The organism is Streptomyces sp. NPDC044003 (assembly GCF_056435185.1).
The window spans coordinates 43,682-59,321 of the sequence record NZ_JBWKFA010000001.1; the positions used below are offsets into that span (position 1 = coordinate 43,682).

Sequence of the window (15,640 nt, forward strand, 5' to 3'; positions counted from 1 at the left end):
CGTGTCAGCACAAAGGGTATCCGGTCCGGGAGGGTGTTGCCGTCCATCGCCCCGGGGCCCGCGGGTACGCTCGCCTGCGGTGATCTCGGCGATCTTCGACGGCGGACGGCAGACGGGGGAGAAGGCGTGACGACGACGGGCAGGCGCGCACTCCTGGTGGCGGGCGCGGCGGCGGGAGCGACGGCCCTCGCGGCCTGCACCTCCTCCTCGGACGGCGGGCCCCGGCGGCCGAGCGCCGCCGAACGGGAGGCCGAACGGGTGGCGCGCGCCGAGGCGGCCCTGCGGCTGCGGTCGGTGACCGCCGCGCGCGGCCTGCTGGAACGTTACGACGCGACGCTCGCCGCCCACCCCGTCCTGACGACCCGGCTGACCCCCCTGCGGAGCGCGGTGGCGGCGCACACGAAGGCGCTCGGGGAGGGCGGCACGACGGTGAAGCAGGCGACGGCCGGGGCCTCCGCCTCGCCCTCCCGGAAACCCACGGCCTCCCCCACGCCCGTACGGGTGGCGACCGACCCCCGGGCCGCTCTCCAGGAGCTCGCCGCCGCCGAGCGCACGGCCTCCGACGGCCACACCGCCGCGCTGCTCACCGCCCCGCCCGAGTACGCCCGGCTGCTCGCCTCCGTGGCGGCCTCCGGCGCCGCCCACGCCTATCTGCTGACCGAAGGAGCCCGGGCATGAGCGCCCTCGTCGCGACCCAGGCCGCGCTGGCCGCCGAGCACGCCGCGGTGTACGGGTACGGGGTCGTCGGCGGCCGGATCGGCACCGAGCGGCGGGCCGAGGCCACCTCCGCGTACGAGGCCCACCGGGCCCGGCGGGACGCCCTGCGCCGGACCGTGCGGGACCTCGGCGGGACGCCGGTGGCGGCGGAGGCCGCGTACGAGCTGCCGTTCCGGGTCGCGGACCCGGCCGGCGCGGTACGGCTCGCGGCGGTCCTGGAGGACCGGGTGGCCGGGGTCTACTCCGACCTCGTCCGCGCCACCGAGGGCCGCGCACGGGGCGAGGCGGCCGCCGCGCTCCGGGAGGCGGCTGTACGGGCCGTCCGCTGGCGCGGCAGCGACGTAACCTTTCCTGGGCTCGCCGAGCGGGTGTAGTCCCGCCCCGACCGAGTCCCGCACCGACCGAAGGAACAACGTACGCATGGGTTTCGAACCGCCGCAGCGACTGACCAGGACGCTCGGTGAGACGTACGGGGACGCCGCGGCGGCCGAGTGGCTCGGAAAGCTGCCCGACCTCGCCGAGCAGGCGCTCGCCCAGGCGTCCCTGGACACCGAACGGGTGATGGCCCCCGGCGGACGGAGCAGCCTGGTCGTGCTCGTCCGGCGCTCCGACGGCTCCCCCGCCGCGCTCAAGATCGCGCCGCCGTTCACCCGGCCGGACCTCGAACGGGACGCCCTGGCGCACTGGAACGGCTGGGGCGCGGTCCAGCTCCTCGACGCGGCCGGGGAGGGTGCGCTCGTCCTCGAAAGGCTGCACCCCGAGGTCTCGCTGCGCTCGCTGCCGGAGGCGAAGGCGCTCCTGGAGGCCGCGGGCACCGTACGGAAGCTCTGGGTCGAACCCCCGGCGGGGCACGGTTTCGAGACGGCTGCGGAGCGGACGGCCCGGCAGGCTCGGGCGATGGAGCCGTACCGCGCGGACCCGGCGACCGGGGAACTGACGGCGGCGGCGCTCGCGGCCCGCGAGGAGCTCGTGGCGGCCGAGACGGAGACGGTGCTGCTGCACGGGAACTTCCGGCAGGGCAAGGTGCTCGCCGGCGACCGGACGCCCTGGCTGGCGGTCGGGCCCGAGCCGCTGGTGGGCGAGCGGGCCTACGACCTCGCCCGGCTCGTACGGGACCGGGTCGAGGACCTGGTGGCCGCGTCCTCGGGCGCCTCGGCGGCCCGGCGGCGGGTCAACAAGCTGGCGGACTCCCTGGACCTGGAGCGGGAGCGGCTGCGCGGCTGGACCCTGTTCCGCGCGGTCGAGTCGGGGACGCGGGCGCTGACGGCGGGGCGGCGGCAGGACGCCGAGCTGCTTCTGGAGTTCGCGAGCTGGCTGTAGGGGAATACCCTTTTTGTACCGTTCGGCTCAATCCAGGGGGCCGTGATGATCCAAGAAGTGCTGATGGCGGCGGCCGGCGCGGCCGCGGTGATCGCCGTGTACGCGGGCGCGGCCGCGCGGGTGGTCAAGCAGTACGAGCGCGGCGTCGTCTTCCGCTTCGGTCGGCTGCGCAGCGACATCCGCTCCCCCGGCTTCACGATGATCGTTCCGATCGTCGACCGCCTGCACAAGGTGAACATGCAGATCGTCACGATGCCCGTGCCCGCGCAGGAGGGCATCACCCGTGACAACGTGACGGTACGCGTCGACGCGGTCGTCTACTTCAAGGTCATCGACGCCGCCGACGCGCTGGTCCGCGTCGAGGACTACAAGTTCGCGGTCTCCCAGATGGCGCAGACCTCGCTGCGGTCGATCATCGGCAAGAGCGACCTCGACGACCTGCTGTCCAACCGGGAGAAGCTCAACCAGGGTCTCGAGCTGATGCTCGACAGCCCGGCGATGGGCTGGGGCGTCGCGATCGACCGGGTCGAGATCAAGGACGTGTCTCTGCCGGAGACCATGAAGCGCTCGATGGCCCGGCAGGCGGAGGCGGACCGCGAGCGGCGCGCGCGGGTCATCAACGCGGACGCGGAACTCCAGGCCTCGAAGAAGCTCGCCGAGGCGGCGGGGGTGATGTCGGACCAGCCGGCCGCGCTTCAGCTCCGGCTGCTGCAGACCGTGATGGCGGTGTCCGCGGAGAAGAACTCGACGCTGGTCCTGCCGATCCCGGTGGAACTCCTGAGGTTCCTGGAACGCGCGACGCCGGCGGGTCCGGGGGAGGCGGAGGCGTCGACGACGACGGCGGCGCCGGCGCCGCTGAGCGAGGCGTATCTGAAGGGGCGGGCTGCGGCTGAGGAGGCGGTGGAGGACCTGACGGGCACGTCGGTGGAACCGACGCCCCACGAACCGAGCGCCTGACGCTCGCTGCGGGCCCGCACGGGCGTGGGACGGGGGCGCGTAGGTCCCGTCCCACGCCCGTTCCGTTACGCCGTCAGGCGGGTGAGGGCCTCTTCGACCGTGACTTCCTCGCGCTCGCCCGTCCGGCGGTCCTTCAGCTCCACCACACCCTCGCCCGAGCGACGCCCGGCGACGAGGATCTTCGGGACGCCCATGAGCTCCGCGTCGGTGAACTTGACGCCCGGGGAGACGCCCGCGCGGTCGTCGACCAGGACGCGGAGGCCGGCCGCGGAGAGCTTCTCCGAGACCTCCAGGGCCAGCTCGATCTGGAGCGCCTTGCCGGCGGCGACGACGTGGACGTCCGCGGGGGCGACCTCGGCCGGCCAGCACAGGCCCTTCTCGTCGGCGGTCTGCTCGGCGAGCGCCGCGACCGCGCGGGAGACGCCGATGCCGTACGAGCCCATGGTCACGCGGACCGGCTTGCCGTTCTGGCCGAGGACGTCGAGCTTGAGGGCGTCGGCGTACTTGCGGCCGAGCTGGAAGATGTGGCCGATCTCGATGGCGCGGTCCAGCTTGAGGCCGGTGCCGCACTTGGGGCACGGGTCGCCGTCCTGGACGACGACGACGTCGACGTACTCGGCGACCTCGAAGTCACGGCCCGCGACGACGTTCTTCGCGTGCATGCCCTCCTTGTTGGCACCCGTGATCCACGCGGTGCCGGGCGCCACGCGCGGGTCGGCGATGTAGGTGACCTTCTCCAGGCCCTGGGGGCCGACGTAGCCGCGGACGAGGTCGGCGCGCTGCACGAAGTCCTCCTCCGTCACCAGTTCGACGGTGGCGGTCGGGCCGAAGTGGTCCTCGACCTTGCCCATGTCGACCTCGCGGTCGCCGGGGACGCCGATCGCGACGATCTCGCCGTCGACCTTCACGAGGAGGTTCTTCAGGGTCGCGGAGGCCGGCACGCCGAGGGAGGCCGCGAGGGTCTCGATCGTCGGGGTGTCGGGGGTGGGGATCTCCTCGGCGGCGGCGACGGCCGAGCCGTCGACCGGCTTCACCGTCTGGTACACCGCTTCGGTGTTCGCGGCGAAGTCGCAGTTCGGGCAGTCGGCGAAGGTGTCCTCGCCGGCCTCGGCGGGGGCGAGGAACTCCTCGGACTTCGAGCCGCCCATGGCGCCGGCGGTGGCGGCGACGATGCGGTAGTCGAGGCCGAGGCGCTCGAAGACGCGCTGGTAGGCCTGGCGGTGCAGGGCGTAGGACTGGGCGAGGCCCTCGTCCTCCGTGTCGAAGGAGTACGAGTCCTTCATGAGGAACTCGCGGCCGCGCAGGATGCCGGCGCGGGGGCGGGCCTCGTCGCGGAACTTGTTCTGGATCTGGTAGAGGATCACGGGCAGGTCCTTGTAGGACGAGCACTGGTCCTTCACCAGGAGGGTGAAGATCTCCTCGTGGGTCGGGCCGAGGAGGTAGTCGCCGCCCTTGCGGTCCTGGAGGCGGAAGAGCTCGGCGCCGTACTCGTCCCAGCGGCCGGTCGCCTCGTAGGGCTCACGGGGCAGCAGCGCGGGCAGGGTGACCTCCTGCGCGCCGATGGCGTCCATCTCCTCGCGGACGATCCGCTCGATGTTGGAGAGGACCTTCTTGCCGAGGGGCAGCCAGCTCCAGATGCCGGCGGCGGTGCGGCGGACGTAGCCGGCGCGGACGAGGAGCTTGTGGCTGAGGACCTCGGCGTCCGCCGGGTCGTCGCGCAGCGTCTTCGCCATCAACTGGGACATGCGCTGGACCGGTGCGTTGGCCATGGTTCTCGTACTCCTGCCGGGACAAGGGGGTCCCCCCTGCTCGAGCGAAGCCGAGAGTTTGGGGGCGTGATGGGCCCGAGGTTAGCCGGGCCGCCCCTGGCAGGAGAAATCAGTTCCGGCGCTTGAGCGGCAGGAGGGCGCCCATCACCGCGTACGGGCGGGGGGCGCTGGGGAAGTGGACCTGCCGGGCGAGGTCGACGTAGCCGAGGGTGCGGTAGAGGCCGCGGGCGGGGCTGTCGGTGTCGATCGCGGAGAGGATCGAGCGCGGTTCGGCGGCGCTGTCGGTGATGGTGGTGATCAGCTCGCGGCCGACGCCCCGGCCCTGGAAGTCGGGGTGGACGTGGAGTTCGGTGATGACGAAGGAGTCGTCGAGCCAGTCGGCGGTGCCGGTGGCCCGCAGGTACGTCTCGACGACGGTGGACCACCAGTGGGTGCGGTCGTTGGGCATCCCGTACACGAAGCCGACGAGCCGTCCGTCGGGGGTGGTGGCCCCGTAGGCGCGGGCGCCGGGGCTGAGGAGGTGGCGCAGCACGATGTGGCGGCGTACGGCGACCTCGCCGGCGTCCAGGCCGAAGGCGACCGCCTGCACGGCGAGGGCCTCGTCCACCCGGGCGGCGAGATTGACCGGACCGATCATGACCTCTGCGTCATCCATGCGGCGCACCCTACAAGCGCCCGCCCGCCTCGAACAGCGGGTTCAGAACAGCACGCTCATGAAGGCGCCGGTCTCGCGGAAGCCCACGCGGCGGTACGCGGCCCTCGCCGGGGTGTTGAAGTCGTTGACGTACAGACTGACGACGGGGGCGACGTCGGCGAGGGCGTACTGGAGGACGGCGGCCATGCCCGTCTCGGAGAGGCCCTTGCCGCGGTGTTCGGGGGCGACCCAGACGCCCTGGATCTGGCAGGCCTGGCGGGTGGCGGCGCCGATCTCGGCCTTGAAGACGACCTTGCCGTCCTCGATGCGGGCGAAGGAGCGGCCGGCGCCGACGAGCTCGGCGACGCGGGCCTGGTAGAGCAGTCCGCCGTCGTTGGCGAGCGGGGAGACGCCGACCTCCTCGGTGAACATGGCCACGCAGGCGGGCATGATCACCTCCATCTCGTCCTTGCGGACGCGGCGCACCAGCGGATCGGGCGCGACGGTGACGGAGGGCTCCTCGGCGACCATCAGGGGCTGGCGGGCGCGGACGTCCCTCGCGGGGCCCCAGCTGGGCTCCAGGAGCCGCCACAGCTCGCCGGCGGTCTCGGCGGGGCCGACGATCGAGGAGCAGCGGCGGCCGATCCGGCGGGCCCGGTCGGCGAAGGCGCGGATCGCTTCGGGGGTGGCGCAGATGGGGACGAGGTTGGCGCCGGAGTAGCAGAGCGAGCGGAGCCTGCCCTCGGCGTACCAGCCCCACATCTCGCCGCCGAGGCGCCAGGGATCGAGCCCGGCGACCTGGACGCGGGCGGTCACGAAGGCGTTCTCGACGGGGGCGCTCTCCAGGACGGCGAGCGCGGCGCCGAGGTCGGCGGGTTCGAGGACCCGAGTGGTGGTCTCTGTCAGCACGAGGGGGCCTCACGGTACGGATCTGCTGGTCTCCGCACTGTACCCCCGTGCCCCGCGGCGGGGCCCGTCACGCACACGAAGCCCCTCCACCGGGTGGGGTGGAGGGGCTTCGCGCTTCAGGAATGTCGGGCCAGGAACGTCAGGCGCCGATGGCGACCGTCGGCTCGCCGCTGGCGACGCCGTCCTTCTCCATCTGCTCGGCGATCTTGAGCGCCTCTTCGATGAGGGTCTCGACGATCTTCGACTCGGGGACGGTCTTGATGACCTCGCCCTTGACGAAGATCTGGCCCTTGCCGTTGCCGGAGGCGACGCCGAGGTCGGCCTCGCGGGCCTCGCCGGGGCCGTTGACGACGCAGCCCATGACGGCGACGCGCAGCGGGACGGTCATGCCGTCGAGGCCGGCGGTGACCTCCTCGGCGAGCTTGTAGACGTCGACCTGGGCGCGGCCGCAGGACGGGCAGGAGACGATCTCCAGGCGGCGCTGGCGCAGGTTCAGCGACTCCAGGATCTGCATGCCGACCTTGATCTCCTCGGCCGGGGGCGCGGAGAGCGAGACGCGGATGGTGTCGCCGATGCCCTGGGAGAGCAGGGCGCCGAAGGCGACGGCCGACTTGATGGTGCCCTGGAAGGCCGGGCCCGCCTCGGTGACGCCGAGGTGCAGCGGGTAGTCGCACTGGGCGGCGAGCTGGCGGTAGGCCTCGACCATGACGACCGGGTCGTTGTGCTTGACCGAGATCTTGATGTCGCGGAAGCCGTGCTCCTCGAAGAGGGAGGCCTCCCAGAGGGCGGACTCGACGAGCGCCTCGGGGGTGGCCCGGCCGTACTTCTTCAGGAGGCGGGCGTCGAGCGAGCCGGCGTTGACGCCGATCCGGATCGGGGTGCCGGCGTCGGAGGCCGCCTTGGCGATCTCCTTGACCTTGTCGTCGAACTGCTTGATGTTGCCCGGGTTGACGCGGACGGCCGCGCAGCCGGCGTCGATCGCGGCGAAGACGTACTTCGGCTGGAAGTGGATGTCGGCGATGACCGGGATGGAGGACTTCCGGGCGATCGTGGCGAGCGCGTCGGCGTCGTCCTGGGTGGGGCAGGCCACGCGCACGATCTGGCAGCCGGAGGCGGTCAGCTCGGCGATCTGCTGGAGTGTGGCGCCGATGTCGGAGGTGCGGGTCGTCGTCATCGACTGGACGGAGACGGGCGCGTCACCGCCGACGGCCACGCTGCCGACCTGGATCTGGCGGCTCTTGCGCCGCTCGGCGAGCCGGGTCGGAACGGTCGGGATACCGAGAGAAATCGCGGTCATCTGAAGTGCAACCTCAAGGTTGTGCGTCGGCGGGCTCAGGGTTCCGAGGTTACCGCCCCGGGGGCGGGGGGCCGGACACCACCGGGTCCGGCCCCCCTGCGGGCTACGTCAGTTTCACCGGGTTGACGATGTCGGCGGCGAGGACGAGCAGCGTGAAGCAGACGAAGACACCGGCCACCACGTAGGCGGCGGGCATCAGCTTGGCCACGTCGAACGGGCCGGGGTCGGGGCGCTTGAAGATCCGGGCGGCGTGACGGCGCACGGACTCCCACAGGGCGCCCGCGATGTGTCCGCCGTCGAGCGGCAGCAGCGGGAGCATGTTGAACAGGAACAGCGAGACGTTGAACATCACCAGGATGTTCATGAAGTAGACGAGGATCCGCTCGGGCGGGGCCTCGACGGTCATGAGCTCGCCGGTGATCCGGGCGGCGCCGAGGACGCCGACCGGGGAGTCCTCCGCGCGCTGTCCGTCGCCGAAGGTGGCGTCCCACAGACCGGGGATCTTGCCCGGCAGGGCGATGACCGAGTGGAAGCCGGTCTCCAGGAGATCGGTCATGCGCTCGGTGGTCTCGCCGAAGGAGAGGGGCGCGACCTCCGCCCTGGGCTGGAAGCCGAGGTAGCCGGCGTCGATGTACTGGACCGGCCGCACGACGTTGCCGTGGGAGTCCTTCTTCTCGACCTTGTTGGTGACCAGGTTCGGGTGGAGGTCGATCCGCTGCCCGTTCCGCTCGACGGTGAGCGTGGCGGGACCGATGGCGGCGGAGCGGATGCGGTCGGAGAGGGCGTCCCAGTCGTTCACCGCCTGCCCGTTCAGGGCGAGGATCTTGTCCCCGTTCCTGAGACCGGCCGCGAAGGCCGGGGAGACCGGGTCTCCCGCCGTGCACTTCTCGCGCTTCTCGCTGAGCTTGATGACGCACTTCTGGACGCCCGCGACCTTGGTCGTCGGGCCCTCGATGCCGAGGGTCATCATCGAGCCGAAGAACAGCGCCGCCGCCAGGACCAGGTTCATGAACGGTCCGGCGAACATCACGATCACGCGCTTCCACGGCTTGCGCGTGTAGAACAGCCGCGTCTCGTCGCCGGGCTGGAGCTCCTCGTACGAGGCCTCGCGGGCGTCCTCGATCATGGAGCGCCAGGGTGAGGTGGAGCGGGCCTCGATCTTGCCGTCCTCGCCCGGCGGGAACATGCCGATCATGCGGATGTAGCCGCCGGCCGGGATGGCCTTGATGCCGTACTCGGTCTCGCCGCGCTTCCTCGACCAGATGGTCGGGCCGAAGCCGACCATGTACTGCGGCACGCGGATGCCGAAGAGCTTGGCCGTGGAGAGGTGGCCGAGCTCGTGCCACGCGATGGAGACGAGGAGGCCGAGGGCGAACAGCACGATGCCCAGGGCGTACAGGAGCATTTCGGTCATGCGCGGGCCTCCGCTGTTGCCTTCGCTGCGAGCTCTCGGGCCCGGGCGCGTGCCCAGGTCTCCGCTTCGAGGACGTCCGACACCGTGAGCGAGGTTCCCCTGCTGGGCTTTCCGTGCTCGGTGACGACCGCAGTGACCGTATCCATGATTCCGTTGAACGGCAGCCGTCCGGCGAGAAACGCCTCCACGCACTCCTCGTTCGCGGCGTTGAAGACGGCGGGGGCGGTGCCGCCCAGCTCGCCCACGTGCCGGGCCAGGCCGACGGACGGGAAGGCCTCGGTGTCGAGCGGGAAGAACTCCCAGGTGGAGGCCTTGGTCCAGTCGAAGGCGGGGGCCGCGTCCGGGACGCGCTCGGGCCAGCCGATGCCGATGGCGATCGGGCCGCGCATGTCCGGCGGGGTGGCCTGGGCGAGCGTGGAGCCGTCCGTGAACTCGACCATCGAGTGGACGTACGACTGGGGGTGGACGACGACCTCGATGCGGTCGAACGGGATGTCGTAGAGCAGGTGGGCCTCGATGACCTCCAGGCCCTTGTTCACCAGGGTCGCGCTGTTCACCGTGATCACCGGGCCCATGGCCCAGGTCGGGTGGGCGAGCGCGTCCTCGCGGGTGACATGGGCCAGCTGCTCGCGCGTACGGCCGCGGAAGGGGCCTCCGGAGGCCGTGACGACCAGCTTGCGGACGTCGGCGCGGGTGCCGGCGGCGAGCGCCTGGAAGAGGGCCGCGTGCTCGGAGTCGACCGGGATGATCTGGCCCGGCTTGGCGAGCGCCTTCACCAGGGGGCCGCCGACGATCAGCGACTCCTTGTTGGCGAGGGCGAGGGTGCGGCCCGCTTCGAGGGCGGCGAGGGTGGGCGTGAGGCCGATGGAGCCGGTGATGCCGTTGAGGACGGTGTGGCACGGGGAGGCGGCCAGCTGGGTCGCGGCGTCCGGCCCCGCCAGGAGCTCGGGCAGGGGCTCGGAGCCGTACAGCGCCTTCAGGGCCTCGCGCAGCTCGGGCAGCGCCTCCTCGCGGGCCACGGCGACTGCGGCGACCTGGAGCCGGTGCGCCTGCTCGGCGAGCAGTCCGACCCGGCCGCCGGAGGCGGCCAGGGCGGTGACCCGGAAGCGGTCGGGGTTGCGCAGCACCAGGTCGATGGCCTGGGTGCCGATGGACCCGGTCGAGCCGAGGACGACGATGTCCCGGCGTCCTTCGGAAACGTCGAAGGCGATGTGCGGGTCGGCGAGAGGAGAGGGGCGGTCGCTCATGCCCCCCATTCTTGCCGCAAAGACTGTGGAGTCTTCAGGGGGTGCCGACGAATGCCTCGAAGGCGCGATGGAAGTCGGGGAAGGTCTTCTTCACGCAGCCGGGGTCGTCGAAGGTGATCCCGGGGGTGCGGAGGGCCGTGACCGCGAAGGACATGACGATCCGGTGGTCGCCGTGGGTGGCGATCTCGACGGGCCCGGTCGGGGTGCCGGGGTGGATCTCGATCCAGTCGGGGCCGGTCTCGACGGTGATGCCGAGGCGCCGGAGGTTCTCGGCGCAGGCGTCGAGCCGGTCGCACTCCTTGACCCGGGTGTTGGCGACGTCCTCGATGCGGACCGGGCCGTCGGCGAACGGCGCGATCGCGGCGAGGGTCGGCATCGTGTCGGAGATGTCCCGCATGTTGACGGTGAGGCCACGGAGGGTGCCGGTGGAGCGGACGGTCGTCCCGGCGTCCGTGATCTCGACGTCGGCGCCCATCCGGCGCAGCACGTCGACGAAGCCCAGGTCGCCCTGGAGGGCGCCGGTCCCAAGGCCGGGGACGGTGACGGAGCGGCCCGGTTCGAGGGCCGCGGCGGCGAAGAAGTAGCTGGCGGTGGAGGCGTCGGGCTCGATGGCGTAGGTGGGCGCGCGGTAGCCGGTGGGGGCGACGCGGTACGTACGGTCCTCCCGGGTGACCTCGGCCCCGAAGGACCGCATCATCGCGAGCGTGATCTCGACGTACGGCTCCGACACCAGGTCCGTGACGGTGATGTCGAGGCCCTCGGCGGTGAGCGGGCCGAGCATGAGCAGCGCCGTCAGGTACTGGGAGGACTGCCCGGCGTCGAGGGTGAGCGCCCCGCCCTTCACGCCGGCGGCGTGCACGGAGAGCGGGTGGTGGCCGTCCTTCCCGCCGTGCCGGAGGTCGACCCCGAGCTCGCGCAGGGCGGTGCTGAGGGGGCCGAGGGGACGGCGGCGCATCTGCGGGGAGGCGTCGAAGTGGTACGTGCCGTGGCCGGCGGCGACGAGGGTGGGGAGGAAGCGGGCGGTGGTCGCTCCGTCGCGGCAGTAGACCTCGGCGGTGTCCGTTCCGGGCCCGGCGGGCCGGCCCTCGATGTGCCAGGCGCCGGGCTCGCGGCGGACGGCGTAGCCGAGGGCGGCGAGGCCCTCGGCGAAGCCCTCGGTGTCGTCGGAGACGAGCGGCCGCAGGAGGGTGGTGGTGCCCTCCGCGGCGGCCGCGAGGAAGAGCGCGCGGGCGGTGACGGACTTGGAGCCGGGGATGTCGATGACGGTCACGGGGGCATTGTGTCCGGCCTCGCCGTCCTTGTGGGCAGACGTTCCGCATGGCGGAACGCCTGCCCACGAGGGGGCTACGGGATCCGGCGGTGGACGTTCTCCTCCGTCGACGGGCCCGGTGTCGCGTCCGCGATCCAGGGGCCCTCGCCGCTCGGGTCCACGATGCCCGCCTCCAGCCAGGTGTAGCGGCCCGCGAGGACGCCGTCGGACACCCGGCGGTCGAGGTCGTCCGTGTTGGACCAGAGGCGGGTGAACAGTTCGTCGACGCGGAGACGGGCCTGGCGGCAGAAGGCGTCCGCAAGGCGGTGGGCCTCGGGGCCGTGGTCCGACGTCTTACGGAGGAGTTCGGCGCGGACGCAGGCGGCGCTCATCGCGAAGAGTTCCGCGCCGATGTCCACGATCCGGCCCAGGAACGCCTGCTTCAGTTCCATGCGGCCCTGCCAGCGGGACATCGCGTAGAAGGTGGACCGCGCGAGTTTGCGGGACGTCCGCTCCACGTACCGGAGGTGGCCCGCGAGGGCTCCGAACTCTCCGTACGCACCGGGGAGTTGTCCCGCGCCGGCGACGAGCCCGGGCAGCCAGCGGGCGTAGAAGCCACCCGCCCGCGCGCCCGCCTTCGCCTTGTCGGCGAGGGACTTCTCGGGGTCGATGAGGTCGCCGGCGACGGAGAGGTGGGCGTCGACGGCCTCGCGGGCGATCAGCAGGTGCATGATCTCGGTCGAGCCCTCGAAGATCCGGTTGATCCGCAGGTCGCGCAGGACCTGTTCGGCGGGGACGGCCCGCTCGCCGCGGGCGGCGAGCGAGCCGGCGGTCTCGTAGCCGCGGCCGCCCCGGATCTGGACGAGTTCGTCGGCGATCAGCCAGGCCTTCTCGGAGGCGTACAGCTTGGCGAGGGCGGCCTCGATGCGGATGTCGTTGCGGTCCTCGTCGGCCATCTGGGAGGCGAGGTCGACGACGGCCTCCAGGGCGAACGCGGTGGCCGCGATGAAGGAGATCTTGGTCGAGACGGCCTCGTGGCGGCCGATCGGCCTGCCCCACTGCTCGCGCTCCCCCGACCATTCGCGGGCGATCTTCAGACACCACTTGGCGGCGCCGGCGCAGGCGGCGGGCAGGGAGAGCCGGCCGGTGTTGAGCGTGGTGAGGGCGATCTTGAGGCCGGCGCCCTCGGGGCCGATGCGGTGGCCGGCGGGGACCCGTACGCCGTGGAAGCGGGTGACGCCGTTCTCCAGGCCGCGCAGGCCCATGAAGGCGTTGCGGTGTTCGACGGTGATGCCGGGCGCGTCGGCCTCGACGACGAAGGCGGTGATGCCGCCGTGGTGTCCCTCGGAGGCGGGGACGCGGGCCATGACGACGAGCAGGTCGGCGACGACGCCGTTGGTGGTCCACAGCTTCACGCCGTCGAGGACGTACGTGTCCCCGTCCGGTACGGCGGTGGTGGCGAGGCGCGCCGGGTCGGAGCCGACGTCGGGCTCGGTGAGGAGGAAGGCGGAGAGGTCGGTGCGGGCGAGCCGGGGCAGGAAGGCGTCCTTCTGCTCCTGGGTGCCGAAGAGTTTCAGCGGCTGCGGTACGCCGATCGACTGATGCGCGGAGAGGAGGGCGCCGACGGCGGGGCTGGCGGAGCCGACGAGGGCGAGGGCGCGGTTGTAGTACAGCTGGGTGAGGCCGAGCCCGCCGTACGCCGGGTCGATCTTCATCCCGAGGGCGCCGAGCTCCTTGAGTCCGGTGATCGTCTCGTCGGGGATGCGGGCCTCGCGTTCGATGCGGGCGCCGTCGATCCGGGTCTCGCAGAAGTCGCGGAGGACGGCGAGGAAGGCCTCGCCGCGGCGGACGTCCTCCGCGGCGGGCAGCGGGTGCGGGTGCACGAGGTCGAGGCGGAAGCGGCCGAGGAACAGCTCCTTGGCGAAGCTGGGTTTCCGCCAGTCCCGCTCGCGCGCGGCTTCGGCGACCTGCCGGGCCTCGCGCTCGGTGACCTTCGGCCGCCGGGTGGGTGCGGACATGGACACCTCCTTGGGCTTCCTGTCCGTCGTACCCGATTCCGGCGGGTCCGGAAAGAGGAAGGGAGGAGGAGGGGAAGAGGAGGGGGTCCCTCCGGGTTTGTCCTCCTGGTGAGACGCTCCGACCGTCCGCCGGGGCCGCGCGTAGGGTCCGCGGCATGTCTCAGCCGATCAAGCTCATCGTCCTCGTCGCCACGCTGCCCGGCCGCGGCGCGGAACAGCTCGCCGCCTTCGAGGCGCTCGCACCCCTGGTGCGCGCCGAGGAAGGCTGCCTGCAGTACGACCTCCACCGGGTGGCCGACGACCCCGACCGTTTCGCCCTGATCGAGCGCTGGGCCTCGGCCGAGGCCCTCGCCGCGCACGACGTCGCCCCGCACATGGTCGCGGCCGACGCCGCGAACAAGGCGTTCCGCGCGGGACCGGCCGAGGTCGTCCGCCTCGTGGACGCGCCCGTCGCATGAGGAAAGGCGGCCCGAGCCCCCGCACAGTGGGCTCGGACCGCCTGGTCTCGTGGCGTACGCCTTACATGGCGAGGCCCGTCAGGACGAGCACGCGCTCGTAGGTGTAGTCGTCCATCGCGAACTTGACGCCCTCGCGGCCGACGCCGGAGCGCTTGGCGCCGCCGTACGGCATCTGGTCGGCGCGGTAGGACGGGACGTCGCCGACGATCACGCCGCCGACCTCCAGCGCGCGGTGGGCGCGGAAGGCGGTCTGCAGGTCGTGGGTGAAGACACCGGCCTGGAGGCCGAAGTCCGAGTCGTTGACCGCGGCGAAGGCCTCGGCCTCGCCGTCGACCTTGGCGATGGTCAGGACCGGGCCGAAGACCTCGGCGCGGGCCAGGGTGACATCGGCCGGGAGGTCGGTGAGGACCGTCGGGGCGTAGGTGGCGCCCTCGCGCTTGCCGCCGGCGAGCAGCTTCGCGCCGGCCGCGACGGCCTCGTCGACCCAGGTCTCGACGCGCTTGGCGGCGTTCTCGTCGACGAGCGGGCCGACGTCGGTGGCGTCGGACGCCGGGTCGCCGGTGACCTGCGCCTCGACGGCGGCGACGATCTTCGGCACCAGGCGGTCGTAGACCGAGGCGTCGGCGATCACGCGCTGCACGGAGATGCAGGACTGGCCGCCCTGGTAGTTGGAGAAGGTCGCGATGCGGCTCGCGGCCCAGTCCAGGTCGGCCTCGGAGGACCAGTCGGGCAGGACGACGGCCGCGGCGTTGCCGCCGAGCTCCAGGGTGCAGTGCTTGTGCGGCACCGACTCCTGGATGGCGTAGCCGACCTTGTCGGAGCCCGTGAAGGAGATGACCGGGAGGCGCTCGTCCTGGACGAGGGCGGGCATGCGGTCGTTCGGCACGGTCAGGATCGACCAGGAGCCGGCCGGCAGGTCGGTCTCGGCCAGGATCTCGCCCAGGATCAGGGAGGAGATCGGGGTCGACGGGGCCGGCTTGAGGATGATCGGGGCGCCGACGGCGATGGCCGGGGCGACCTTGTGGGCGCTGAGGTTCAGCGGGAAGTTGAACGGCGCGATGCCGAGGACGACGCCCTTCGGGATGCGGCGGGTGAGGGCGAGGCGGCCCGCGCCGCCGGCCTCGGTGTCCAGGCGCTGGGCCTCGCCCGCGTTCCAGCGGCGGGCCTCCTCGGCGGCGAAACGGAAGACGGAGACGGCACGGCCGACCTCGCCGCGGGCCCACTTGATGGGCTTGCCGTTCTCGGCGGAGATCAGCTGGGCGATCTCCTCGGTGCGCTCGGCGAGCCGCTTCGACACGTGGTCGAGGGCGGCGGCGCGGACGTGCGCCGGGGTCGCGGCGAACTCGTCGACGACGGCGTGCGCGGCGGCGACGGCCTCCTCGACCTGGGCCTCGGTGGGCACGCTGACCTTGCCGACCAGACGTCCGTCGTACGAGTTCGTGACGTCGAAGGTGGCGTCGCCGGTGGCCTCACGGCCGGCGAGCCAGAAGGCGTGGGTGGTCGTCATTGCGTCCCGGCCCTTTCCGTTTCGGGGGTGCGAGCGATTGCTCTGGTGACACCGTAGGGCCGGGACGGCGGGCGCGGGCTTGTCCGGTATGGAGTAGTGGGGGTGGCGACTCTGTCCGCTTCGGCCGAAGCGGACGGCCGGCCC

The 15,640-nt window shown here is 72.4% G+C and carries 14 protein-coding genes; 5 read left to right on the forward strand and 9 right to left on the reverse strand.

Annotation, left to right across the window (positions count from 1 at the left end):
* Positions 1–126 precede the first annotated feature (126 nt).
* Genes AC07AW_RS00175 through AC07AW_RS00190 form a run of 4 tightly spaced genes read left to right on the forward strand, consistent with a single transcriptional unit; the run spans position 127 to position 2,994 of the window.
* Positions 127–678 (forward strand): hypothetical protein, encoded by a 552-nt coding sequence (locus AC07AW_RS00175; RefSeq protein ID WP_478813300.1) that lies wholly within the window; start codon positions 127–129, stop codon positions 676–678.
* Complete coding sequence (locus AC07AW_RS00180; RefSeq protein WP_478813301.1) at positions 675–1,091, forward strand: ferritin-like domain-containing protein; 417 nt, start codon at positions 675–677, stop codon at positions 1,089–1,091. The genes AC07AW_RS00175 and AC07AW_RS00180 overlap by 4 nt, the downstream gene beginning before the upstream one ends.
* A gap of 46 nt (positions 1,092–1,137) precedes the next feature.
* Positions 1,138–2,037 (forward strand): aminoglycoside phosphotransferase family protein, encoded by a 900-nt coding sequence (locus AC07AW_RS00185; protein WP_478813302.1) that lies wholly within the window; start codon positions 1,138–1,140, stop codon positions 2,035–2,037.
* Positions 2,038–2,082: 45 nt separating this feature from the next.
* Positions 2,083–2,994 carry a slipin family protein gene (locus AC07AW_RS00190; RefSeq protein ID WP_478813303.1) on the forward strand — a complete coding sequence of 304 codons (912 nt, stop codon included), beginning with the start codon at positions 2,083–2,085 and terminating at the stop codon, positions 2,992–2,994.
* 65 nt (positions 2,995–3,059) lie between these two features.
* Here the strand turns inward: AC07AW_RS00190 and AC07AW_RS00195 are convergent, their stop codons facing one another.
* From AC07AW_RS00195 to AC07AW_RS00230, 8 genes are all read right to left on the reverse strand, one after another.
* Positions 3,060–4,763, reverse strand: coding sequence for a proline--tRNA ligase (locus AC07AW_RS00195; protein WP_478813304.1), 1,704 nt, complete (start codon positions 4,761–4,763; stop codon positions 3,060–3,062).
* A gap of 109 nt (positions 4,764–4,872) precedes the next feature.
* Positions 4,873–5,418 (reverse strand): GNAT family N-acetyltransferase, encoded by a 546-nt coding sequence (locus AC07AW_RS00200; RefSeq protein WP_478813305.1) that lies wholly within the window; start codon positions 5,416–5,418, stop codon positions 4,873–4,875.
* Positions 5,419–5,460: 42 nt separating this feature from the next.
* The gene (locus tag AC07AW_RS00205) at positions 5,461–6,306 is read right to left on the reverse strand and encodes a GNAT family N-acetyltransferase (RefSeq protein ID WP_478813306.1); all 846 of its coding nucleotides are present in this window, start codon (positions 6,304–6,306) and stop codon (positions 5,461–5,463) included.
* Positions 6,307–6,445: 139 nt separating this feature from the next.
* The gene (gene ispG, locus AC07AW_RS00210; RefSeq protein WP_041131513.1) at positions 6,446–7,603 is read right to left on the reverse strand and encodes a flavodoxin-dependent (E)-4-hydroxy-3-methylbut-2-enyl-diphosphate synthase; all 1,158 of its coding nucleotides are present in this window, start codon (positions 7,601–7,603) and stop codon (positions 6,446–6,448) included.
* 103 nt (positions 7,604–7,706) lie between these two features.
* On the reverse strand, positions 7,707–9,017 hold the full coding sequence (locus tag AC07AW_RS00215; RefSeq protein ID WP_478813307.1) for a M50 family metallopeptidase: 1,311 nt from the start codon (positions 9,015–9,017) through the stop codon (positions 7,707–7,709).
* Positions 9,014–10,264, reverse strand: a complete 1,251-nt coding sequence (dxr, locus tag AC07AW_RS00220) for a 1-deoxy-D-xylulose-5-phosphate reductoisomerase (protein ID WP_478813308.1) — start codon at positions 10,262–10,264, stop codon at positions 9,014–9,016. The genes AC07AW_RS00215 and dxr overlap by 4 nt, the downstream gene beginning before the upstream one ends.
* Before the next feature lie 34 nt (positions 10,265–10,298).
* Entirely contained in the window at positions 10,299–11,534 is a 1,236-nt protein-coding gene (gene aroA, locus AC07AW_RS00225) for a 3-phosphoshikimate 1-carboxyvinyltransferase (protein ID WP_478813309.1), read from the reverse strand.
* 74 nt (positions 11,535–11,608) lie between these two features.
* Positions 11,609–13,531: an acyl-CoA dehydrogenase family protein gene (locus tag AC07AW_RS00230; protein WP_478813310.1), complete on the reverse strand. Its 1,923-nt coding sequence runs from the start codon at positions 13,529–13,531 to the stop codon at positions 11,609–11,611.
* Positions 13,532–13,686: 155 nt separating this feature from the next.
* Here AC07AW_RS00230 and AC07AW_RS00235 point away from each other — a divergent pair, with 155 nt between their 5' ends.
* The gene (locus AC07AW_RS00235; protein ID WP_478813311.1) at positions 13,687–13,989 is read left to right on the forward strand and encodes a putative quinol monooxygenase; all 303 of its coding nucleotides are present in this window, start codon (positions 13,687–13,689) and stop codon (positions 13,987–13,989) included.
* Between the two features lie 61 nt (positions 13,990–14,050).
* Here the strand turns inward: AC07AW_RS00235 and AC07AW_RS00240 are convergent, their stop codons facing one another.
* Complete coding sequence (locus AC07AW_RS00240) at positions 14,051–15,496, reverse strand: aldehyde dehydrogenase family protein (RefSeq protein WP_478813312.1); 1,446 nt, start codon at positions 15,494–15,496, stop codon at positions 14,051–14,053.
* Positions 15,497–15,640: the final 144 nt, after the last annotated feature.